The sequence below is a fragment of the Lactobacillus sp. A27 genome (genome assembly GCF_016742815.1).
Taxonomy (GTDB): Bacteria; Bacillota; Bacilli; order Lactobacillales; family Lactobacillaceae; genus Lactobacillus; species Lactobacillus gallinarum.
Map to the genome: position 1 here is coordinate 1 of NZ_JAEHNT010000037.1, position 22,385 is coordinate 22,385.

Annotated in this window: 22 protein-coding genes and 1 tRNA gene; 3 read left to right on the forward strand and 20 right to left on the reverse strand. The window is 36.6% G+C overall.

All coding sequences use genetic code 11. From position 1 onward, the window contains the following. Window positions 1-127 precede the first annotated feature (127 nt). Window positions 128-1,270, reverse strand: a complete 1,143-nt coding sequence (gene wecB, locus JEM49_RS05815; RefSeq protein WP_191451028.1) for a non-hydrolyzing UDP-N-acetylglucosamine 2-epimerase — start codon at window positions 1,268-1,270, stop codon at window positions 128-130. A gap of 107 nt (window positions 1,271-1,377) precedes the next feature. Here wecB and JEM49_RS05820 point away from each other — a divergent pair, with 107 nt between their 5' ends. After that, a complete protein-coding gene (locus JEM49_RS05820) occupies window positions 1,378-1,566 on the forward strand; it encodes a hypothetical protein (protein WP_025005464.1) in 189 nt (62 codons plus the stop codon). A gap of 43 nt (window positions 1,567-1,609) precedes the next feature. Here the strand turns inward: JEM49_RS05820 and JEM49_RS05825 are convergent. The 4 genes from JEM49_RS05825 to JEM49_RS05840 all read right to left on the reverse strand — a co-directional run bounded on the left by JEM49_RS05825 (window position 1,610) and on the right by JEM49_RS05840 (window position 4,998). Beyond that, window positions 1,610-1,682: transfer RNA gene (locus JEM49_RS05825), tRNA-Arg, on the reverse strand. 51 nt (window positions 1,683-1,733) lie between these two features. Next, entirely contained in the window at window positions 1,734-3,062 is a 1,329-nt protein-coding gene (locus JEM49_RS05830) for a PTS sugar transporter subunit IIC (protein ID WP_201874078.1), read from the reverse strand. After that, window positions 3,059-4,294, reverse strand: coding sequence for a DEAD/DEAH box helicase (locus JEM49_RS05835; protein WP_087175938.1), 1,236 nt, complete (start codon window positions 4,292-4,294; stop codon window positions 3,059-3,061). The genes JEM49_RS05830 and JEM49_RS05835 overlap by 4 nt, the downstream gene beginning before the upstream one ends. After that, complete coding sequence (locus tag JEM49_RS05840; protein WP_087175937.1) at window positions 4,294-4,998, reverse strand: GH25 family lysozyme; 705 nt, start codon at window positions 4,996-4,998, stop codon at window positions 4,294-4,296. Before JEM49_RS05840 ends, JEM49_RS05835 begins: the two co-directional genes overlap by 1 nt. A 109-nt stretch (window positions 4,999-5,107) precedes the next feature. On the opposite strand from JEM49_RS05840, the gene JEM49_RS05845 reads away from it, so the two are divergent. Beyond that, on the forward strand, window positions 5,108-6,418 hold the full coding sequence (locus tag JEM49_RS05845) for an APC family permease (RefSeq protein WP_025005460.1): 1,311 nt from the start codon (window positions 5,108-5,110) through the stop codon (window positions 6,416-6,418). Between the two features lie 17 nt (window positions 6,419-6,435). Here JEM49_RS05845 and hpt read toward each other — a convergent pair whose 3' ends face one another. The 8 genes from hpt to JEM49_RS05885 form a co-directional block, all read right to left on the reverse strand. Continuing rightward, complete coding sequence (hpt, locus tag JEM49_RS05850) at window positions 6,436-7,005, reverse strand: hypoxanthine phosphoribosyltransferase (RefSeq protein WP_201874080.1); 570 nt, start codon at window positions 7,003-7,005, stop codon at window positions 6,436-6,438. A gap of 107 nt (window positions 7,006-7,112) precedes the next feature. Continuing rightward, window positions 7,113-8,474: a hemolysin family protein gene (locus JEM49_RS05855; RefSeq protein WP_087235415.1), complete on the reverse strand. Its 1,362-nt coding sequence runs from the start codon at window positions 8,472-8,474 to the stop codon at window positions 7,113-7,115. A 91-nt stretch (window positions 8,475-8,565) separates the two neighbouring features. Further along, window positions 8,566-9,222: a nitroreductase gene (locus JEM49_RS05860; protein ID WP_087175935.1), complete on the reverse strand. Its 657-nt coding sequence runs from the start codon at window positions 9,220-9,222 to the stop codon at window positions 8,566-8,568. A 33-nt stretch (window positions 9,223-9,255) separates the two neighbouring features. After that, window positions 9,256-9,561, reverse strand: coding sequence for a hypothetical protein (locus JEM49_RS05865; RefSeq protein ID WP_201874082.1), 306 nt, complete (start codon window positions 9,559-9,561; stop codon window positions 9,256-9,258). Between the two features lie 126 nt (window positions 9,562-9,687). Beyond that, a complete protein-coding gene (locus tag JEM49_RS05870; protein WP_025005455.1) occupies window positions 9,688-10,170 on the reverse strand; it encodes a PTS sugar transporter subunit IIA in 483 nt (160 codons plus the stop codon). Window positions 10,171-10,189: 19 nt separating this feature from the next. Then, entirely contained in the window at window positions 10,190-10,687 is a 498-nt protein-coding gene (locus tag JEM49_RS05875) for a hypothetical protein (RefSeq protein WP_025005454.1), read from the reverse strand. Continuing rightward, window positions 10,674-11,483, reverse strand: coding sequence for a MurR/RpiR family transcriptional regulator (locus JEM49_RS05880; RefSeq protein ID WP_087175934.1), 810 nt, complete (start codon window positions 11,481-11,483; stop codon window positions 10,674-10,676). Before JEM49_RS05880 ends, JEM49_RS05875 begins: the two co-directional genes overlap by 14 nt. Window positions 11,484-11,544: 61 nt before the next feature. After that, window positions 11,545-13,425: an alpha-glucoside-specific PTS transporter subunit IIBC gene (locus tag JEM49_RS05885; RefSeq protein ID WP_087175933.1), complete on the reverse strand. Its 1,881-nt coding sequence runs from the start codon at window positions 13,423-13,425 to the stop codon at window positions 11,545-11,547. 522 nt (window positions 13,426-13,947) lie between these two features. Here JEM49_RS05885 and JEM49_RS05890 point away from each other — a divergent pair. After that, window positions 13,948-14,754, forward strand: coding sequence for a Cof-type HAD-IIB family hydrolase (locus tag JEM49_RS05890; RefSeq protein WP_201874084.1), 807 nt, complete (start codon window positions 13,948-13,950; stop codon window positions 14,752-14,754). Between the two features lie 158 nt (window positions 14,755-14,912). Here the strand turns inward: JEM49_RS05890 and JEM49_RS10525 are convergent, their stop codons facing one another. The 7 genes from JEM49_RS10525 to JEM49_RS05920 all read right to left on the reverse strand — a co-directional run bounded on the left by JEM49_RS10525 (window position 14,913) and on the right by JEM49_RS05920 (window position 22,204). Further along, entirely contained in the window at window positions 14,913-15,890 is a 978-nt protein-coding gene (locus JEM49_RS10525) for a CPBP family intramembrane glutamic endopeptidase (RefSeq protein WP_242509785.1), read from the reverse strand. Window positions 15,891-16,041: 151 nt separating this feature from the next. Further along, window positions 16,042-16,824 (reverse strand): LytR/AlgR family response regulator transcription factor, encoded by a 783-nt coding sequence (locus JEM49_RS05900; protein WP_098045960.1) that lies wholly within the window; start codon window positions 16,822-16,824, stop codon window positions 16,042-16,044. An 8-nt stretch (window positions 16,825-16,832) separates the two neighbouring features. Beyond that, complete coding sequence (locus JEM49_RS10365; RefSeq protein ID WP_207187925.1) at window positions 16,833-17,246, reverse strand: hypothetical protein; 414 nt, start codon at window positions 17,244-17,246, stop codon at window positions 16,833-16,835. Between the two features lie 78 nt (window positions 17,247-17,324). Beyond that, on the reverse strand, window positions 17,325-17,621 hold the full coding sequence (locus JEM49_RS10370) for a hypothetical protein (protein ID WP_207187926.1): 297 nt from the start codon (window positions 17,619-17,621) through the stop codon (window positions 17,325-17,327). A 464-nt stretch (window positions 17,622-18,085) separates the two neighbouring features. Then, a complete protein-coding gene (locus JEM49_RS05910) occupies window positions 18,086-18,559 on the reverse strand; it encodes a CPBP family intramembrane glutamic endopeptidase (RefSeq protein ID WP_158227432.1) in 474 nt (157 codons plus the stop codon). Window positions 18,560-18,895: 336 nt separating this feature from the next. Then, a complete protein-coding gene (locus tag JEM49_RS05915; RefSeq protein WP_201874086.1) occupies window positions 18,896-19,744 on the reverse strand; it encodes a patatin-like phospholipase family protein in 849 nt (282 codons plus the stop codon). Between the two features lie 63 nt (window positions 19,745-19,807). Then, the gene (locus JEM49_RS05920; RefSeq protein ID WP_201874089.1) at window positions 19,808-22,204 is read right to left on the reverse strand and encodes a phosphoketolase family protein; all 2,397 of its coding nucleotides are present in this window, start codon (window positions 22,202-22,204) and stop codon (window positions 19,808-19,810) included. Between the last annotated feature and the right edge of the window lie 181 nt (window positions 22,205-22,385).

The following is a 22,385-nucleotide window of genomic DNA, read 5'->3' on the forward strand; positions in this document are numbered from 1 at the left end:
CAAGCTGGTACATAGCAGCTTGATGCTTAATCCAATTATTAAATTATAGTTGACTTCTATCAACACGATTTGACAGAGAGCCAAAAAAAGTAGCAAAAATTAAATTTTGCTACTTTTTGTTTTGCTCTTATTCAAAATCTTTTGGCTTCTTTACTTTATCTTTATTGAAATAGTAATAAATCGCATCCATAATGCGATCACTGGCATGACCGTCACCATATGGATTCTTGGCATTCGCCATCTTGTCATATGCTTCTTTATTTTCTAAAAGTTCCAGCATACTCTCTCTAACTGAGTCGACTTGCGTGCCCACAAGCTTCAAAGTACCAGCCTTCACGCCTTCGGGACGTTCAGTTGTATCACGCAAAACAAGTACTGGCTTGCCCAAACTTGGAGCTTCTTCTTGCACGCCGCCTGAATCAGTCATGATAAAGTAGCTGCGTTTTGCTAAATTGTGGAAGTCAACCACATCAAGTGGTTCGATCAGGTGAATTCGAGGATCGCCGCCTAAAACTTCGTTAGCAACTTCTTGCACACGTGGTGATAAGTGTACCGGATAAATAATCTCCACATCAGGATGTGAATCAATTACCTGACGCATCACCTTGAAGACGCGGCGCATAGGTTCGCCTTGGTTTTCACGTCTGTGCATAGTCACTAAGATCACCTTGTTGCCTGGTGTAATTTCATCCATAACGGCATGATGGTAATCTTTTTGCACAGTTTGTTCTAATGCATCAATTGCGGTATTACCAGTTACAAAAATATTGTCTGCTTTATGATTTTCTTTAATCAAATTGCTCTTAGATAATTCAGTTGGAGCAAAATATAAATCAGCCAAATCGTCGGTCATTTGGCGATTCATTTCTTCAGGAAATGGTGAATACTTATTCCAAGTTCTAAGTCCAGCTTCCACATGTCCCAACGTAGTTTGTTGATAAAAGGTAGCAAGTCCTGCCGCAAAACTAGTCGTTGTATCACCGTGAACCAGCACAACATCTGGCTTTTCTTCTTTGATAACCTTTGACAAATCGATCATAACTTTCGAAGTAATGTCTTCCAAAGTTTGATTCTTGTGCATAATATTAAAGTCGTAATCAGGTTTAATTTTAAAAATATCAAGTACCTGATCTAGCATTTCTCTATGTTGTGCACTGACTACAGTCACTTCATCAAAGCGCTCATCTTTTTTTAGTTTTAAAACAAGCGGTGCCATTTTTATCGCTTCAGGTCTTGTACCAAAGACAGTCATTACTTTAATCTTCTTCATAAAAATCCCTCCGATAAACTTATTTAACTATAACTGATTTATTCCTATCTTGCATCTTAATTCTGTGTTTTAATTGAAGATGTACTTACAGAAAGTTGGATATATTTATGAATTCTAGTTTAATTTTTTTAATTACTACAGCTCTATTTATTATCATTGGCAGTTTCTGCTTAGTATTTGGATTGGACAAGGCTAAGCCTGCTAAACTTAGACGACGCTTGCTTTACTCTGCTCTAATCTGCGTCTTTATCGTCTGGGGCCTGATTACTTACATTATGCTCAATCCATTAGGTTAATATTTACAAAAAAAGCCATCTGCATCACAGATGGCTTTTTTGATGACCCCGGTGAGATTCGAACTCACCTCTACGGTTTAGGAGACCATTGTTCTATCCAGATGAACTACGGGGTCAAACCTAAGATTAACTTTACCAAAAAATAAGGTAATAGTTAATCTTTTTTTCTAAAATTGTGTGGTAAAAAATGTTTTAGGATTATTGGTATCTGCAATTTTATCTGCCACAATAACAAAAGGTGTCCAAATTGCTAAAGATATCAACATATCGACGATGCTTAAAACAATCGCACGCCAGTCATAATTGCAGGCTAAAAAGGGACCAATAATCGGCGGCATAATACTTGGCACCGCCACTTGTACCGGATTGACTAACCCCATCACGCTCACCCAATAAGAAAACGCAACATTAACTATTGGCGCTAATACAAATGGAATTAAATAAACTGGATTTAAAACAACAGGCAATCCCAATAAGATTGGTTCTCCAATATTGAAAATACCTGGTGCAAGCGCAATTTTAGCTACCGTACGATAATCACTGCGTTTAGAGAACATTAAAATTGCAACGATTAACATTAATGTACCACCGGCACCACCAAACCAGGCAAAAACATCAAAAGATCCACGGCCCCAAAGATATGGTGAAACATGTCCATTACGTACAGCCGTAATATTGCTATTTTGGGCGGTTAGCCAGATTGAATCTAAAATTGGTGATAAAACTCCCAAGCCGTTGATTCCGAAAAACCAAAATACCTGCACCAACATTGTTACTAACAACACTGTACCAAAGCCCTGGCCCCATTTAACCAATGGCATTTGAATACTGGTTAATAGCCAATCACCAAAATACTGCCCGGTCAGAACTTGAAATACATAGTTAATTCCACCGACACTAAAGATCGCAATTATCGCAGGAATCATCGAGTCAAAGGCCGCTTGTTCAGCATGTGGCAAATTAGCTGATAAATGAATCATAATTCTTGCTTTATAACAGGCCCAATAAATAAAGAACCCAGCCGAGCCAAATAAAATCGCAGTAAATAATCCTGTTGTTGAAAATTGGCTGATATCAAAAGCATCCCTAATCAAAATACTATCGCCATGAAATTTAATTTTTGCAAAACTGGCGATACTTAAAGCAAAGGATGAAAGCGAAACAATAGCCGCCGCTAACCTATTTCCTTCAAAAGCTTTAGCTAACTGGTATCCTAATGCCAACGCAAAGAAAAATGCAAAAAGAGAAAAGGTCCCTCGCCACACCAAATTGCTAATGGACACAAAAGGCTGCATTGCAAAAGCGAATGCATTCCAACCTAAATGAACTTTAGCAGCTTCAACTAAGCTTTTAATCAAAACAGCTAGCGATCCAGCAATAGTGATTGGCATCAAAGAAACAAAAGCATCCCTTAGCGCAACTAACCATCTTATCTGTCCTAAACGATTAGCTAGCGGCAATACATAATCTTCCAGCCATCTAACTAATCGATTCATTTTTTCACCTTCAGATAATGTGGATGATATCCCTTATTTTTCTTATTACGTTTCTTGTGCTTTTTCTGTTTTTTCTTAACTACCTGCTTAACTTCTGCAGCAGCTTCTTGCTTCTTTTCTTTCTTTTTCTTAGGTTTAGCAGTAGTCAAATGATACCCAGCAAAGTAAACTCGCTCTATCTGCAATTGATCGGCTAAAAGTTTCTTCAGATCACGAAAATCATGATCATCGCCTAAAGTGACCACATAACCAGTGGCATTCATTCTTCCAGTTCTACCTGCTCTATGCAAATAAGTATTTTGTTCACTTGGAATATCAAAATTGATAACGTAGGTCACACCTGGAATATCCAAACCACGCGCAGCAAGATCCGTTGCCAAAAGCAACTTTGTTTTTCCTGTAGCAAGATCATTTAAGGCCTTTTCACGACGCTGCTTACCAAATTCATTGGCTAATAATTCGAACTTAGTCTTGGTATGACCAAAAATACCGGCAAAACGCATCATGGTCTCATTAGAATCAAAGAAAAGAATACCTTTAAAATGATCTAATTTGGTCATTCTTTGTAAAAATTCAATCTTATGTTGATTATCAACTTGCAAAAAATAATGCTTGGTAGTTGAACTCTGCTGATTCCGCACATCAACTAAAAGAAAATTACGTGCAAATAATTCTTCTGCATCTCTAGTAATCTCTGAATCAGTAGCACCAAAAAGCAAAATTTGACTATCTGAACCTAAATTTTGACCTAATGCAGACAATAGCTCTAATTTAGCAAATTCCAAAATATCATCTGCTTCATCGATAATCAAAGTTTTAATTTGAGCTACCTTAATCCGACCACTAGAAAAGAAATCAAAGAATCTTCCTGGAGTAGCTACAATTACCTCAGGATGTTTTTTCTTTAAATTATCTTCTTGTCTCTTTCTATTACCAGCCCCTACTAAGGTTGCACCCTTTACATCTAATGCATGCAAGTAAGGATTAATGGCATGCCGAATTTGAACAGCTAATTCGGTAGTCGGAGCCAAGATAACTACGCTATTAGCTTTACCTTTTTCCGTTCTTTCTAAGCTAGGCAAAGCGTAAGCTAAAGTCTTGCCTGTTCCCGTTTTAGCTAAGCCTATTAAGCTAGCTCCATTTTTGATTGCATCGTATGTTTGTTTTTGAATTATTGTTGGTTCGGTTTTATGCTCTTTGAGCAATATTTGTTTTATTTTTTCTTGATACATTATTGTGTTAATTGTCCATACTTCTGTTTATATTGACTAACGGTTCCGTTATACGCGTACATTGTAATGCCTTTTTCTAAGCCAGAAACATCCTTTACGCGTCCGTTAGTTGTATAACGCCAAAATGAATACTTTAATTTATTGGGCGCTTTTTTATCCGTCGACATAAATAACGTTGCTGAATCAAAGTAATGGCGATACTTTTGATCAAGCTCCACCATTACCGTTTTACCTCGTTGCTGCAACATCTGGGTAAATTTACTCATTGATTTCAAATACTTTTTGCTAAGTCCGGCTACCGGAATAATTAAAATAGGTAAGCTGCCTGTATTATTCCCTACTTGGTTAAAAAAGTAACGATAATGCTGCAAGGCAGTTGATTCATTACTATATGAGATTTCACTACCAAAAGCGAGCTGTGTACCCAAAATTTGATCTCGATAGGATAAATAATTTTCATCAAAATAAGATCTGCCTTGTGTTGCCTTCAAATAGACAAATGAAATGCCATTAGACTGTAACTTATGCAGATCTACATAATCTATGTCCTGATTCAGTTCGATCCCGATCGGACTAGAATTAGAATCCGGTGGCAGTGTTGTTTGCTTTTTAAAATTAAAAAAGCCAATCAAAAGAAATGCAATTGCTAAAATTAATAAAGTCAAGATTGCAGGTAAAGTATATTTATGATGATACCTTTTCATGACTTTTCCTCCCGCTAATATTTTAACCAAAAATGCGAATCATACCAACCCTTGATATTTCATGTGCTAAAATAATTTATATATTAACTTTTTTAAGGATGGTGAAAATGTGAAAAGACAAATTTCTTTTGGACAAGCTCTCGCCACAGTAATTGGTTCAGTTATCGGAGCCGGAGTTTTCTTTAAAATTGGAACAATTACGGCCCAAACTGGCAGTAGTTCAACCACAATTTTTGTATGGATATTAGCCGGAATAATTTCGATTGCGTCGGGACTAACAATTTCTGAAATTGCAGCGAGCTTAAAAATTAATGGTGCGATTAAATATTTGGATTATACCTATGGCCGCGTCTGGGGCTTTTTATTTGGCTGGGCACAAATGATTGTTTATTTCCCCGCACAAATTGGAGCATTGAGCTCGATTTTTGGTGTTCAATTTGTTTCACTATTTGGCATTAATGCCAAATATGCCAATCTAATAGCAATCTTTCTTGTATTATTTTTACTAGCTATTAACCTAATTGGCACAAAATTTTCCAGCAAAATGCAGTCAGTTATCACCATCTTAAAAGTGATTCCAATTGTTTTGATTATCATTTGGGGATTCTTCAATCAAAATAAAATTGCAGCTCCCATCTTTCCATTAACAGTTGGAAATAATATTTCTTTTCCTAATGCCATCAGTCAAGGATTACTATCTGCCCTTTTTGCTTTTGAAGGTTGGATCGTTGTCACCAACTTGGCCAATGAGGTCAAAAATCCTGAGAAAGATTTATCCCGTGCAATCATTTTGGGTTTGTCTGCCATTACTTTAATTTATGTTTTAATAAATTATACTTTTTTAACGGTCTTGCCAATTCATGACTTAGTAAACAATAATAATGCTGCCTTTGAGGCTTCGATGAAATTATTCGGTCAATTCGGCGGTAAATTAGTGACTATAGGTATTCTGATCTCCGTTTACGGTGCAGTTAATGCCTTCATGTTAACGGGGATGCGTACACCATATATTCTGGCTCAAGATAATCTTTTACCATTTTCAAATAAAATTGGTAAAGCTAACATTCACACTGGCGTGCCGGTCATGGGAGCATTGATTGTAGATGCAATTGCAATCGTGATGATTTTACTGGGTAACTTCACAGTCTTGACAGATATGCTGGTTTTCGTCATGTGGACCTTTAATACCATGTTAGCTATTGCCGTCATTATTTTAAGAAAACGTGAACCCGAATTACGGCGGCCATTTAAAGTTCCGTGGTACCCAATTATTCCAATCATTTCAATCCTAGGTGGTATCTTTATCGTAGTTTCCACTATTATTAATCAATTCATTTTATCAATCATCGGAATCGGATTAACTTTATTGGGCTTGCCAATCTACTTTTATATGCAAAAACAAAATAAGGAAGAACTTTAACGGTTCTTCCTTATTTTTTATTTATTCACATATTTTTGAATAACTTCAGGCTTTAATACTCCAACGTAAGGGATGTTTCTGTACATGTTCAAGAAGTCCAAACCATAACCTACTACAAATTCATTACCAACTTTTGAACCGTAGTATTCAAGGTCAACGTCAACATTTCTGCGAGCTTCCTTATTAAGCATTGCACAACACTTAACGCTCTTCGCACCACGTTTTTTGATTAAATCCTTCATAAACTTCAAGGTCAAACCAGTATCGACAATATCTTCCACAATCAAGACGTCACGATCTTTAGCATCTGTGGCTAAATCTGTCACGATCTTGACCTTACCAGTCGATTCAAAACCATCACCGTAACTAGAAACATCGATAAAATCTAATTGATGAGCGACATCCATCTGACGAGTCAAATCTGTTAAGAAATAAATAGCACCCTTTAAAGCACCAACTACTAATGGCTTCTTACCTGCATAATCTTCAGTTAGTTGCTTACCTAAACGGACACACATTTCATGAATGTCATCTTCAGAAAATAATTTATGATCAATAATATCGTTGATATTGTCGGCTTTAACCAATTTACCTACCCCTCAATCCAATTTATGTTTAAAACTCTTATTATTAAGAAATTATAACATCTTTGTACAAAAAAAGCGTCTTAAATGACGCTTCTTCTGAATAGTTTCTATTTCTTACTATTTTCTGTTTTTTCTTTGGCTTTACCTTTAGCATTAATTGGAGCCACGATAAACCAACGCATAAATCCTTGCTCAATACTATCAAGCGTAAATTTATAACCTTCTAGTTCAATCGTTTCACCCTTCTTAAGGTTAGGATAATGTTCCATCATATAACCACCAATAGTAATGATGTCACTATCTTGAAACGCCTTCAGATCTATATGGAAGTAACGTTCAAAGTCATACAAAGTAGTCTTACCAGAAACATGGACATTACCTTCTTTATCTTTGATGATGTAATCATCAGAAACATCATCAATTTCATCTTTTACAGAACCAAAGAGCTCTTCGTAAATATCCTTATCAGTAACAATACCACTTGTACCACCGTATTCATCAACAACCAAAACAATTGGAGTGTGCTTAGAAATCATCAAGTGCAAAATATATTGAATTGGCATTGATTCAGGAACAGTAATGATTGTTCTGATAATTCTAGTTACTGGAACACTGCTATCAACTTGGCTTTGTTGGACAATATCGTAAGCATAGACATATCCTACTACATCATCCTTATCATTATCCCTAACTACTGGAAAACGGCTGTAACCCTCTTCTAAGTATTTTTTAAGGGCATATTCGATAATATCAGTAGAATCAAGGACTGATAAACGTGTTCTATCAGTCATGATATCTTTAGCTACTTTATCGTTTAATTCGAAAGCCCGTTCCATGTATGTGAGGTCTTCTTTATCAAGCGAACCACCATGCACCGCATTACGTGACAACTTAATAATTTCGGATTGAGAATAAACCTCATTTTCTTCATCAGCTGGGGCAAAACCCATTAATTTCAGAATTCCATTAGAACTAGTATTAAGCAGCCATACAAATGGATAAACAACCGTGTGGAAAATATGAAGTGGTGTAACAATTGCCATCATCATCTCTACAGGTTTATCAATAGCAATATTCTTAGGAACGACTTCAGTTAATACAACTTCCAAATAGGTTAAAAGAATCACACCCAAAATCGCACTCACTGACTTAATAAGCGATTCACTCATTGGAGTTAAATGAAATGCATCCGCTAAAATAACAGCAAATGTATCAGCTGAGAACCAACCTAAAACTACTCCGACAAGAGTAGTACCTACTTGTGTGGTTGAAAGATACTCATTCAAATTATGCGTCATGTGAAGCGCACGTTGTAGTTTCTTTTTATTGCCCTGACCCTTAGCCAGCATATCTTCAAGTTTACTAGGTCTGGTTTGTACTAAAGCAAACTCTGCAGCAACAAAGAATGCAGCAACAACAAAAATTAACAAAGTTGCAACTAAATTAGTTGCGATCTGAGCTGGACTCAAAGCATTATCACCTTTTTTATAACTTAATTACTAAAACCTATTTTACCATTTATTAACTATAATAGTTCAGTTTTGCACAAGTGAAATTGGTTTATTTTGTTAACTTATAAATTTTGTCAAAAGGCACACGTGCTGGAATAAATTTCGGATCATTAATTTCCGCATTTTTATCGATATAACCGATTGCAATAGCCATACCGACTGCTTCATCTTCAGGAATCTTAGCGTATTTTCTAACAAGATCTGGATAAGAAACCATTGAGTGAGCTGGCATAATCCCCAATCCGCGGTTAATAGCTAAAAGCATGATACTCTGTGCAAAGATACCCAAATCAAATACTGACCAAGCTGGTGATTTCTTAGGTACTGTTAAGAAAATAATAGCTGGGGCATTAAACATTGTTTTGTTAGCATGTGAAAATAATTGCAACTTGTTTCTAAAGAAAAAACTTTGAGATGCACCCATAGTAACCATGTTTCTACTTGGGAAAACATCCCAATCAAGTGACAACATTGAAGCAAAATCTTCATCTGGCTTAATATCATTATCATTATTTTCAATTGAAGCTTGTTTAAATTTCTCTAAGGCATCCCCTACTAACACATATGCTCTCCAAGGCTGTGAATTAAGCAATGATGGTGATTGTTGTGCCTTTTTAATTATTTCGGCAATCGCATTTTCAGGAACTTTTCTATTAGTAAATTTCCGAGTTACATGCTCTTTTTGAAAAACTTCTTTAAAATCCATTGTTATTCTACCCTTCTAAAAAATTACTCTGTTTCATTCATGCATATTATGGTTTAACCGGTCTAGGTTATCTTTACTCTTTTTTGCCCTCAGCTTTTTTCTTTGAGCTTCAATTTCTTTTAAGTGGGCACTCATTGCTAAATCATTTTTCCTCATAGCTATAAAAGCAGTAATTGTCAGCTCTAATCCGCCTACACAGATTAGTAACAAACCAACTGGAAATAAATATAATGCTCCTTTAGGAATAAACGAGGCTTTAATTACCCAACACAAAATTCCAATCAGCATCAAAATAATTCCTATAAGCACCGCTTTTGTATTTGGTCGATATCTTTTCATTATTTCTCCTCATCTTTTCTCTGCTTCTATCTTAACAAAAAAATCCTAGCTTCACCTTAGAAGCTAGGATTTAAAACTACTTTTTTATTAGTCTTATTAAGATTTTATTTGAGAGAGGGAAAATGACTAATTAAATTCAATAGTTTGTACTTTTTGGGAATGCTTAACAGCACCCTTTTCAATTGGAGTAACTGACTTTACAAGATCCATGTTGGTATAAACTACGATACAACTGTCATCGTAGCCTTTGTCAGTGATCATTTGGAAATCCATTGTGGCTAAAGGCTGACCCTTTTCAACTTTATCGCCTTGGTTAACACTAACTGTAAACGGAGCACCTTTTAATTCAACTGTATCAAGACCTAAGTGAATTAAGATTTCTAATCCATTATTTGTCTTGATTCCAATGGCGTGTTTAGTTGGAAAGAGTGTAGAAATAGTACCGTCAACTGGTGCATAAATTTGATTATCTTGTGGTTTAATTGCAAAACCATCACCCAGCATCTTGGTTGAGAAAACATCATCTTTTACATCAGTAATTGGCATAATGTCGCCATCAACCACTGCATCTACTTCCATACCTTTATTCTTCTTAAAGAAATTAAACATAATTTAAACCTCTAGATTTCTAAAATTCAAGTAACAATATCAACATAAAGCATAGTACCGATAAAACGGCCGCTACCAGTGAGATAGCAATTACTACTGGACTAATATTATCTTGTGTCTTTTTTAAAGTTTTGGCTTTATACATTCCCAAGATGGCTAAAACACCACAGAGCAAGTTGCCAACCAAAATTTGACCAATGAGTTGACTTACCATCAAAAAGCGATAAGTTTGTCGATTAATCAAAAATTGCTTTTTATTTAGCAGCAAATAGTAGCCGAGAACAAAGTCAACGATTGCAATAATAGTAACGATTGCCACAGCTGGCTGCTTAATAACGATCATTTTGATCGATTGATCCGACGCACCGCTACGTAACGCTATCAATGCCCAGAATAACAGCGGAGCAATGAATAGGATGTACGAATACCAAGTAAGAATCTTTTTAGTATCCAAATTCATGCTTCTGGTCATTCGATCAAAAAAGTTTTCAACTTTTTGTTTACTAATTGCCCACATTGACTTCTATATCCTCTCCTTGGCTCTGTTGCCAAGCCACATATTCACTAACAAGCAAATCAATCAAATAATATGCTGGAGTAAAGGCTACTTTGCCACTCTTATAATCGGCATCATCAGTAAAGGCAATTGTTGGGAAATAAATATTATGCTGAACAATTGAAGCTAATTTATTCTGTTTCATATTAGTAAATGAAACATATCTAAATTTATCATTTACCAATTCAAGCTTGGTAATTTCCTCATTAATTGTCTCATTATCACCCGTAAATGAAATTACGAATAAGATATCGCCTTTTTTAGCAAAGCGGCTAACCGCCTTTAATTCATCAAGAGCTGACGGTAAAACTGTTGCATGCTTGCCAACTATAAATAGTTCGTGAGCTAGATACTGTGCAATCAGCTCCTGCTGCCAACCAGTTGAATAGATGTAGACTGTACTAGCATCGTCTAGATCATGATATAAGCTATCAAAATCACGTTGCTTAAAATACTTCAAAACGTCATCATTTACTCGACTGAGTTCTCTTGCAAAATTATTTTCAATTTTGATTGGCTTTTGCTTTGATTCAGCCAATTCTGCTAAATCAAATTTCAATTCGCTGTAGCCAGTTAAGCCTAACTTTTTACATAAACGAAATATTGCTGATTCAGATACATAGAGCTTCTTCGCTAATCTTGCAAGGCTTAACTTACTACAGTCTTTCGGATTATTTAAAACAAATTGAATTATCTGTTTTTCAGAATCGTTTAGTTTATTACTATTTTCATAGACCATCGATCTTAAATTTGCCATATTTACCTGTGTCCTTATCAATATATAATTTATATATTAATAATACCACAAGCGCTTACAGTTATAATAATTGTTTCATCTGATCAACAACTTGATCGGCATCCAATCCAACAACAATGTCAATTTCGTTGTTGTCCTTGTGTTGAACTTCATATGAATCTGCGATCTTCTTGAATTCAGAATCTGGAGCAACTTTCTTAGTGTCAAAGACGTGAGTTCTTACTCTAGTTGAGCAAGCAATTACATCCTTAATGTTTTCGCCACCACCAAGAAGGTCAACGATACCTGTAGCTCTCTCAATGTATGGATTATCTTGTTCAGTTGAAACCTTAGCGTCACTGCCGCTTTGTTGCATCAATTGAGTCATTTCGTCCAAAACTTGAGGAACGTCAAGACCAACAATAACTTGTAATGCTTTACCGTGGTGAACAACGTTAACGGCCTTGTTGGCCTTAAATTGTGAGTCTGGAGCAACCTTGCTTGGATCAGCAACAGATACACGTAATCTAGTAGCACATGATGACAATTCAGTAATGTTTGAAGCACCACCTAATAAGTCAAGGTATGCAGTAGCTCTTGCGATGTAAGGGTCGTTTGCATCCTTACCTGCTGCTTTAGCAGCCATCTTTTGCTTGTATTCTTTCTTGTTGATAAGTTTAACGTCTTCATCATCAGCTTCACGACCTGGAGTGATGTAGTTAAACTTCTCAATCATGATCTTAAATACGAAGTAAGTAATAATACCGAAGATAATACCAACGATAAATTGCATTACATATGTATGCCAGTGGTTTTCCCAAAGTGGTAACCAGTTCATTGATGCAATACCAATGGCACCGTCTGACATGAAACCTCTTAAACCAAAGGCCCACATTACAGTGTTCATAGTAGCTGACAATACTGAGTAAATTACCCAAAGTACAGGAGCTGCGAACAAGTAAGTAAAGTCGATAGGTTCAGTAATACCAGCTAATACTGAGGTTAAAGCAGCTGGGATAAGCAAAGCTGAAGTTTGCTTCTTCTTGTTCTTCTTAGCAGTTGCGTAGAAGGCAAGACAGATAAATGGTACTAAGAATACCTTTTCGTTACCGTAAAGTTGGAATCCTTCAACTGAAGCGATTTGTGAAAGTGGTTTAGTACTTGCAGCGTATTCAGCAAGGTGTTTCAACCAGTATGGTTGCAAACCGCCGGCAACAACGGCTGGACCGAATTGGAATGGAATGTATACCAAGTGGTGAAGACCAGTAGGAATCAATACACGGTTCAAGAATTGGTAAATCCAAACACCGATAAATCCACTATCTACGATGAAGTGTTGCATGCTGGTGATACCCAATTGAACTTTTGGCCAGCCCCAGCAAGTAATGAGTGCTAAAGGAATCATTACAAAGAATGCTAAAGCGTAGACATAAGTTGAACCTTGGAAAGTACCAAGCCAGTCAGGCAACTTCTTGTCGAAGTACTTGTTGTGTAACCATACAACGATCAAAGCAACAACCAAGGCACCTAAGATACTAGTGTCAAGAGTCTTGATACCAGCAATGTTAGTTAAACCGTGGTTAGTAGCGTTAGCAACAATTTGAATCTTGTCAAAGTTAGGAATGCCAAATGCTGCACCCCAGTGGGTAAGCATTGCACCGATGAAGTAGTTGTAAGTCAAGTAAGCAATAACTGCTTCCATGGCTGCTCTACCTCTAGCCTTATTAGCTAAACCGATAGGCAAACCTACAGTAAACAAAATACCCTCTTGGTTGAAGACTGTCCAACCACCAGCTGAAATTGTGTCCCAAACTGAGTTCCATGCCGTCCCTGGATTAGCAATTGAGCCAAACAGAGTTGGGTTATTGAATAAGCTTCCTAGAGCTACAACAATACCCGCAAACGAGAACAGCATAACTGGGACGAACATTGCGGCCCCAAACCGCTGAAACTTTTGCATCATAATAATTTACCCCTGAAAGAAAGAATCAAACTAAATCAATTGTTTCTTGTATTACACCTAATCTATTTCACCAAATCTAACTAGTTGCAAGGTGCTCATACAACTAGATCTTATCTAAATATTTCTCCTCTAGATAATTGATTAAGATAGAAAATCTAAGTGATATCAAATTCAGATTTATCTCTATCTCAGCAGCTAGCTTACATTCTTATTTATACCATAGTTTTTCTTTTGTGTAAGCGTTTTTAAAAAAGCTGAAAAGCTGTTTCAAGGTATTAAAATAATATTTCATCGCCTGAAATATATTTCAGATATTTTTTTAGCATATTTAATCAAATGAAATATTTTTGTGCCTTTTATAGCGTATGTTCAAGTAAAAAGTTTACATGCCAATTTAGTGTGTCAAGAAATATGCTGTTTATTTTATTATTTATATATATTAAATGTATGCAAAATATTTCATTTTCATACGCTTCATGTTTAGGTATAATGAAAGCGATTACCAAAAATAAGGAGCTCTTTATGGCAATTAAATTTATTGCATTAGATACAGATGGAACTTTGCTTGATTCAAACGGTAAAATCTTACCTAGCACGAAAGAAGCAGTTAAAAAAGCATTAGATCAAGGAATTAAAGTCGCATTATGCTCTGGTCGTCCTATCGCAGGTTTAAAACATTTTATGGATGAATTAGGCATAGTTGGGCCTGATCAATATGCAATCACTCTAAATGGTGCAATTACTATAACTGCAGATGGTCAAGTTATGACTGAAGATTTGGTTTCAAACAAGTTTTATCGCAAAATGTACGATTTCGGTAAGAAACATCACATTCCATTCAATGTCGTATCTCCTGATTCAAAGATCATTACTGGAGATCATGACGTTGATTTGATGATCTACACACAAGCTTACGAAAATTCTGCTACATTATATATTCGCCAGCCGGATGAATTGCCTGCTGATTTTGAAATAGCTAAGGGATGCTTTGTAGGCAAAGAACAATTAATTGATCAATGGGAAGAAAAAATTAGCCAAGAATTTGAAAAGGATTTATATGTAGTTCGCGCTGATTCATGTTTTCTTGAATTATTGCATCCTGGCGTCAGCAAAGGTAACGGCTTAAAGGAATTAACTGAAAAATTAGGAATTAAGCCAGATGAAGTAATGGCAATTGGTGATGAGCGTAACGACTTAACGATGTTTGAATTTGCAGGAACAGCGGTCTGCATGGGTAACGGCAGTCCAGTCGCTAAAGAACACTCCGATTATGTTACTGCTTCAAATGATGAAGATGGTATTAGTAAGGCTTTTGAAAAATTCTTATAAACGAAAAAACAGGACTTAGCATATGCTAAATCCTGTTTTTTTATATTATTCTAGCCTAACAAGCACTCAATATTTTCATCTATGACTAATTTTCTCTTGCCCGTCATCATCCAAATCGCAATAGCTACTGGAACTACAATTGAAACAAGCGAGCTGACTCAATCACTAAGAGTGCCTGACCAAACCTGCGCTTTAATTCCACCATTAACTGCATAATTCAAAAAATCAACGCCAAAGTGATACACCATCGGTAACCACAATTTGCCAGTATATAAATATAAGATAGCTAGAACTAAGCCCAACGCTGCGGCATAGATTACTTGGTTCAAGATCGCCGCAAAATCCTGACCGCCTAAATTAGTAAAATGCAACAAGCCAAAGACAACCGCACTAACAATCACAGTGATCTGAACTCGATATTTACTGTTAGCAAAGCCAACTATCAAAGCTAAGATCGTCAAATAGCGGTTGGTTTCTTCTTCTAAGGCTCTACAAAACGATGCCCAAGTTGGTTTCAACGGACCAAAATCTGGTTTGAATAAGATCTCTACTAGATTATTTCCTTTTCCGCAAAACTCTGCCCAGAAGGCAAAGACAATACAGAATAGAAGTAATAAGATAAATGTCACATTCGACCAGTTACTAGACTTCTGCCATTTTAAATCAGGATTGAAGCTAAAGCCCCAACATTTTGCAATCAGCATTGCTGCTAAAAATGCAGCTACTCCAGCCATCAAACCGGAAGAAATCAAGACGTTAATCCCTTGCGGCTTTAATTCAATCGCTGTCGATGACAAGAGCACCATGTCAAAGTAGCAAGCTGCAATTAAGCGGCCAAACCAATTTTGCACTTGCCCTATCGCTACCACTGCGACTGGTAAGTCCATTACTAGCAAAATAAGTCCAAATAAAACGATAATGCCTAATTTAAAACTGACATAACACAAAATATTGTGAAAAAGTATGTACCACGTCACTGATAAAATTGCAGGCATGATTATAATTGTTAACCAGCGAGTGACTGCTGACTTCTTTTTTAACCAATTAAAAGCTAAAACCAGCACTGGTAAAATACTAACCACAATACATAGTCCTGCTGTAGCTAGATGTACTTTAACAATATTGAAAATTGCCATCCCCCACCAAAGTAGGATGACGATAGCTATTTCCCATCTGAAGTAAATATTCCACTTTCTTAAGTTAATTTTCTTTCTCCTTTATCTCAAGATTATTATCTAGCTTTCTAGTAAAGGCAGAAATATAACTTCAAATCCGGTTAATTTTTAGTCAAATTCGGTAACTATTTTGTTTCAAATTATAAGTGTTTATCATACCTTTCATCACATAGGTAAAGCGACGAGAAAACTTGATTACATCCCCATTAGGAAAGCCAATCTCATTTTTCTTTAAATTGATTTGTGCAATATTTTTCGGATTTACCAAATATGATTGTGATACTTTCTTTAAAAACTCATTTTGCTGATCAATGTTCTTAATATCGCCTGCAAACTCGGCAGTGCCATCATTACGCACCAAACACAGCTTGTGTGGTGCCCTGGTTGTTGAAATATAATAGATATCATCAATATTAACGTTGCGAATGATCCTGCCTAAACGATAAGAAAACGTCATCTTCTTGCTAAAATTAGCCTTAGCTAAATTATTTACAGCATCCCGTACCGTCTCATTCAATCGCTGCTGCAAATCAGAATTACTTTTGTTGATATAGTCAATCGACCCGATACGCCGTTGATAGGTCAACTCCATGTATTCGTCATAAGCAGTTACAAAAACAATTTGTGCTCGCTGATCTAACTTTTTAATTTCTTCAGCTAGATCCACACCGTTTATATCGTCCTGGTTATCGCCTAATTCAATATCTAAAAAATAGATTCCGCCGTCTAAGTGATGTTCATTTAGATAGTTCAAGACCTCATTTGCATTTTGAGCAGTCGTACCGATTTCAAGTTCAACTTCTTCGGGCTGCATCATTGCCGCAATTCCCAATTTCAAAGCTAAATTACTTGCTTGCGCAAGATCATCATCACAAATAATCACTTTATATTTCATTTCTATTCCTAGTCAATTACCATAGTAAAATTAAACCAATTATCTTTTTCACTATATTCAATAAACATGTTGTCATATTGATCATTTATTGCTTGAACATTAGCTAATTGCTCGCTTTCTTCAATAGCATTATCAAAGGCGATGCCAATAATCCGCACTAAATCAAACAATTTCACGTTTTTAGGTAAAACTTTAATCTCTTTTTCGCATTCAAAAGAATACTTGATTCCTAATTCATTAGCTTGGGCTAATTTATTCACAACCAAACTTTTAAGTGCATCATTATGTAAGTGATTCAAATTTTTAAAATGCCAACTATTTTCATCATTAATCTGTTTTTCCGTATATTGTGCCAATTCTTGAACTAATTTTTGATCATGATTATTCACAGCTACTGTCCGCATCGTTGCTAGTAAATTCAAATAATCATGCTTAAATCTGCGCAAACGATCTTCACTATCTTCTAAATCATATAAATAGAGCTTAAAGTTGCGCTGTTCCTACTTTTTTAACAATTTTTTCTGTAGCTGTACACTTGCAATATAGACCGCCACAATAAATAGAGACTGCATTTCCATGATCAAAATCCCAAAAATTTCAGCTGGTAATTTGATTTCTGGCACTCGCATAATATTGACAATTAATGCGCAAGCATAAAGATAGACTACTAGCCAGTCAGCAATCCGGCGATTTTCATTAGTTAAAAATTGATGAATCTGATAACGCCATTTTTTCAAAATTAGATACAAAATAGTTAAAACTACCGGATAAAACAAGAAAGCAAAAATTATTGGCAAATAGGAAAAAACATAATTGCTCATTAATAAGTTAAGATTAAAACCGAGTGAATTAAGGTAATTGCTGCAACAGTTAACAACTTACCTGCTCGTTTGTAAAAGTAACAGTAATAAAGAGCAATAGTTGTAACGGGACTGATAATATTGCTCCATTCTGGGATATACTCTGCAATTACTTGATTGCAAATAAAAACGACCAATGCAAATATTAAATCTCGCTTTTTAAATTTGACATTAGTAATAGCGTAAAAAAGTATTAGCTCTAGTACTACAAGAACTACCGCTCCTGTGTAATAACCTAGATCGTATGATGAAATATTTATTTCCCTTTTCCTCCTACTATTTATTACTCTTCACTTTAGCATTATTTGCAAAGGTATAATTGTACTGATTCAAATTCGGTTATTTTTCAATCAAATTTGGGCAAAAAATAATCACTACCGAAATGATAGTGATTATTAATTCTATTTATTTGTTTGCACATAATGCCGATTAAACAACCAAAGACAAATTATTGCCAAGATCATTAATGGCAAAACTGCTAAGAAGACTTTGACAAGTGAAATGTTATGCGAGCCTGTATTAGAAGTAAGAATCACAGGTTTAAAGTCGATGAAGAAGTGTAATACCATACACCAAACGATATTATTCGATAATAAGCGCAAATATATCAAAATTATTCCGGTAGTAAAAGCGAAGATGACTTGGCCAACAGTAGATTGTAACGGTTGGTGCGTTAAGTTAATTAAGTGCATACAGCCAAATAAGATTGAACTGATCAACCCAGCTATCAAGAACCGATTCTTGTTGTGATAAAAGAAGCTTAATAAGCTATTAAAAAGCAAGCCGCGAAACAGCAATTCTTCGATTACCCCTGCCATCAACGCTATCACAAACATCGAAATAATTTTATTGATCGCCATATGAGTAATTTGCATAATAGGCGCCAGCAGAATCGAAATGATATATGGCACACCCACTATCAATAAAATCCAGCTCCAAATTTTTTGTGCTTTTCCAGACTGCATTCTTGTTTGTAATACTTTAGTGGTACGACACAAATGCAGCAATAACGATGCTAAAACTAGGGTTAATACAATTATCAATAAATCCTTGATATACCAGAGCCTTGATAAATGCGATACTAGCGGCCATAACGCATATATTACCGTTAACACCACAAAGCTGACTAGCATCTTCCAGCTATTTCTTTTCCTTGCATTCTCATCATCTAAATCTACATAGCTGCTTAAAGCTAATTCATTTTCCTATTTCTAATTATTCAAATAATTAATTAAGCCTGGCAAAACTTTTTCTGCCTCTTGCCGTCCCACATAATAGACACGCTTAATTTCATTCTTGTCTTGCTCAAGCGTTCCAATATTTAATGCCTCTGGCGGTCTAATGACGAAAGTTTCTCCAGTATTTTCATCCGCTTCAATATTATCTAACACGGCGTTATAGTCTTCCGCTCTTGTAGCCAATTTATCAAGCACAGCTGGATACTCACGCAATAATACCCTTTCAACCGGAAAAAGCTTGCTTTGCTTCTTTCTGTACTCCTTAGGCTGCGTTGTAATCACGATCTTTTTATCAAAATTATTTTTCTTCAAAAAGCCATATGGAATCGAGTCTGAAACGCCGCCATCAAAGTAATAATGACCGCCAATAGCTACAGGATGGGCAAAAAATGGAATGGATGATGATGCTCTGATCCATTCTAAATCTACATACCCCGCATCCCTCAACTTATGGTAAACCGGCTCACCTGTTGCGGCATCCGTTGCCACGCACCAAAAGTCCATTGGATTAGCCATAAAAGTCTTTTTATCAAACACATCTAACTTATCTGGTAAAACGTGATAACAAAAGTTAGCGGCATATAAATTGCCTGATCTGCGCCATGACTTCCAACTAGCGTAATACGGCTTACCCGTAAAACGCAGATTATAACGCAATACTCGTCCGATCTGCTCTGACTTCATATTAACGCCAAACGCTGCACCCGCCGAAACGCCAATTGCACTATCAAAACTTATATTATTTTCCATTAAGACGTCGAGCACACCCGCGGTGAAAAGTCCACGCATGGCTCCGCTTTCTAGTACTAAACCTGATTTCATATCTACCCCTACAAAAAAGACCTATGTTTTTCGACATAGGTCTAATTTATTCTTATTTAGAAATTACTTCAAGCCCTTCCATTTCCATTCGGTAACTTCTGGCATATCCTTACCATTATCACGAATGTATTGGTGGTGCTTTTCAAGTAAATCATCCATGTGACTAATGAAGTCAGCGTTCTTACCCTTTAACTTAGCAACGCTTTCAACAGCGTCCTTTGCAAGGTCGAATCTGTCAAGGTGATTCAAGACACGCATGTCAAATGGAGTGGTAATGTCACCATTTTCTTCGTAGCAGTGGATGTGAACGTTGTAACGCTTACGGTCGAACCAGATTGATTGCATCATGCTCTTGTAGCCATGCCATGCAAAGATTACTGGAACATCCTTTGGGAATAAGCGGTCAAATTCTTCATCAGAAATAGCATTCTTGTTGTCCTTTGGTGACATTAACTTCATCACGTCGACAACGTTGATGTAACGGATCTTAAGATCTGGGAACTTGTCGTGCAAAATGTCAATGGCTGCCAAAGTTTCGATAGTTGGTTCAGTTTCAGTTGAAGCAAAGACAACATCTGGCTTTGCACCCTTATCAGTTGAAGCCCAGTCAATGTAGCCTAAGCCCTTGTCAACCAACTTTTGAGCTTCTTCAATTGAGAACCATTGCGGACGAGGTTGCTTTGAAGTTACCAAAACGTTGATGCATTCACGATCCTTAAAGGCCTTGTCACCAACAGCAAGCAAAGTGTTAGTATCTGATGGCAAGTATTCATGAATCAAATCTGGACGATTCTTTTCGTATAAGTGAGTCAAAATACCTGGATCTTGATGAGTGTAACCGTTGTGGTCTTGTTGGAACACAGTTGAGGTAGCAACAAAGTTAAGTGATGGGTAATCATGACGCCAGTATTGTTCCTTAGCTTTTCTAAGCCACTTCATGTGTTGTGTAAGCATTGAGTCTACTACACGACCAAATGCTTCGTAAGTTGCGAAAAAGCCATGACGACCAGTTAATACGTAGCCTTCAAGGAAGCCTTCATCTTGGTGTTCTGATAATTGTGAATCGATCACACGACCACTTGGAGCCATGTTTTCATCATTTGGTTCGTGGATTTCTGGTTCCCATTGACGCTTTTGGTTATCCAAAAGTTGGAACAAACGGTTTGACTTAGATTCATCAGGACCAAAGCCGCGGAAAGTGGTTGGGTTAAGCTTAGCAACTTCATCTAAGTATTTAGCCCATTCAACCATGTCTTGAGCTTCCATTGAACCTGGCTTGTCAAACTTAAGAGCAAAGTCGCGGTAGTCTGGCAAGTTCAAGCGCTTAGGATCCTTACCACCATTAGTGATTGGGTTCATTGCCATACGGTGGTCGCCTTCAGCAGTGTTTTCAGTAACAATTTCCTTAGGTGAACCATCTTCGTTGAATAATTCTTCAGGCTTGTAGCTTTCAAGCCAATCAGTCAACATGTCGGCATGCTTCATATCACCTTGTGAGACAGGAATTGGAATTTGGTGTGCTCTAAATGAGTTTTCAATTGGGTTACCATCAAGATCCTTCTTTGGACCAGTCCAACCCTTTGGGCATTGGAAGATGATCAATGGCCAGTGTGGCAAACTTGCATCGTTATTTTCACGAGCATGCTTTTGAATGGCCTTGATTTCTTCGATTACTTCGTCCATGGTCTTAGCCATTTCTTCGTGGACTTGCATTGGATCCTTTTCACCATCGAAACGGCCACCCTTAAATACTGAAACAAAGTGTGGATCCCAACCCATACCACGGAAGTATTCGGTTAATTCTTCATCACTCATGCGTGAAACGATAGTTGGGTTAGAAATCTTGAAGCCATTGATTTGAAGGATCGGTAAAACAGCACCATCTTTAATTGGGTTGATGAACTTGTCACTGAACCAACTTGCTGCAAGCGGGCCAGTTTCAGCTTCACCGTCACCGATTTCAACAGCAGCAATTACATCTGGATTATCTAAAACTGCACCAACACCGTGAGATAAAGCGTATCCTAATTCCCCACCTTCATGGATTGAACCTGGAGTTTCAGGAGCAGCGTGAGAGGCAACACCGCCTGGGAAACTGAAACGCTTGAATAATTTAGCCATACCTTTTTCATCTTGGGTAATTTCTGGATAACGTTCAGTATATGAACCATCAAGGTATGAGTTTGAAACCATTACTTGGCCACCGTGACCTGAGCCTTCAATGTAGAACATATCCAAGTCATACTTCTTAAGTACACGGTTCAAGTGTGCATAAATAAAGTTTTGTGGAGCAATAGTACCCCAGTGACCAATAGGCTTTGGCTTTACGTCTTCAGCAATCAACTTATGCTTTAACAATGGATTCTTCATTAAGAAGAGTTGTCCAACAGATAAGTAATTTGCAGCACGCCAGTAAGCATCGACGCTCTTTAAGTATTCTTTTGAATCGTAATTCGTCATTTTTCCTCCTTTGAGCAAGTTTAAGCGCTCTGTTTTGTAATCCTTTTCTTTATACCTATATCATACCAATCACTGATGAAAAGTCAATCATTTTTATAATTGGATCCTACCAATTTAAATAAGTCTTTAGATTTAAATCAGAATAGCCTTATCCTTGAACTAATCAGTTTTTTATAATGAA

Bases quoted from the DNA above. Each gene is read 5' to 3' on its own strand.
- wecB (WP_191451028.1), bottom strand. From the start codon at position 1,270: ATGAAGAAGATTAAAGTAATGACTGTCTTTGGTACAAGACCTGAAGCG.
- JEM49_RS05820 (WP_025005464.1), top strand. From the start codon at position 1,378: ATGAATTCTAGTTTAATTTTTTTAATTACTACAGCTCTATTTATTATC.
- JEM49_RS05830 (WP_201874078.1), bottom strand. From the start codon at position 3,062: ATGAATCGATTAGTTAGATGGCTGGAAGATTATGTATTGCCGCTAGCT.
- JEM49_RS05835 (WP_087175938.1), bottom strand. From the start codon at position 4,294: ATGTATCAAGAAAAAATAAAACAAATATTGCTCAAAGAGCATAAAACC.
- JEM49_RS05840 (WP_087175937.1), bottom strand. From the start codon at position 4,998: ATGAAAAGGTATCATCATAAATATACTTTACCTGCAATCTTGACTTTA.
- JEM49_RS05860 (WP_087175935.1), bottom strand. From the start codon at position 9,222: ATGGATTTTAAAGAAGTTTTTCAAAAAGAGCATGTAACTCGGAAATTT.
- JEM49_RS05865 (WP_201874082.1), bottom strand. From the start codon at position 9,561: ATGAAAAGATATCGACCAAATACAAAAGCGGTGCTTATAGGAATTATT.
- JEM49_RS05870 (WP_025005455.1), bottom strand. From the start codon at position 10,170: ATGTTTAATTTCTTTAAGAAGAATAAAGGTATGGAAGTAGATGCAGTG.
- JEM49_RS05875 (WP_025005454.1), bottom strand. From the start codon at position 10,687: ATGTGGGCAATTAGTAAACAAAAAGTTGAAAACTTTTTTGATCGAATG.
- JEM49_RS05880 (WP_087175934.1), bottom strand. From the start codon at position 11,483: ATGGCAAATTTAAGATCGATGGTCTATGAAAATAGTAATAAACTAAAC.
- JEM49_RS05885 (WP_087175933.1), bottom strand. From the start codon at position 13,425: ATGATGCAAAAGTTTCAGCGGTTTGGGGCCGCAATGTTCGTCCCAGTT.
- JEM49_RS05890 (WP_201874084.1), top strand. From the start codon at position 13,948: ATGGCAATTAAATTTATTGCATTAGATACAGATGGAACTTTGCTTGAT.
- JEM49_RS10525 (WP_242509785.1), bottom strand. From the start codon at position 15,890: ATGGCAATTTTCAATATTGTTAAAGTACATCTAGCTACAGCAGGACTA.
- JEM49_RS05900 (WP_098045960.1), bottom strand. From the start codon at position 16,824: ATGAAATATAAAGTGATTATTTGTGATGATGATCTTGCGCAAGCAAGT.
- JEM49_RS05910 (WP_158227432.1), bottom strand. From the start codon at position 18,559: ATGCAAATTACTCATATGGCGATCAATAAAATTATTTCGATGTTTGTG.
- JEM49_RS05915 (WP_201874086.1), bottom strand. From the start codon at position 19,744: ATGAAATCAGGTTTAGTACTAGAAAGCGGAGCCATGCGTGGACTTTTC.
- JEM49_RS05920 (WP_201874089.1), bottom strand. From the start codon at position 22,204: ATGACGAATTACGATTCAAAAGAATACTTAAAGAGCGTCGATGCTTAC.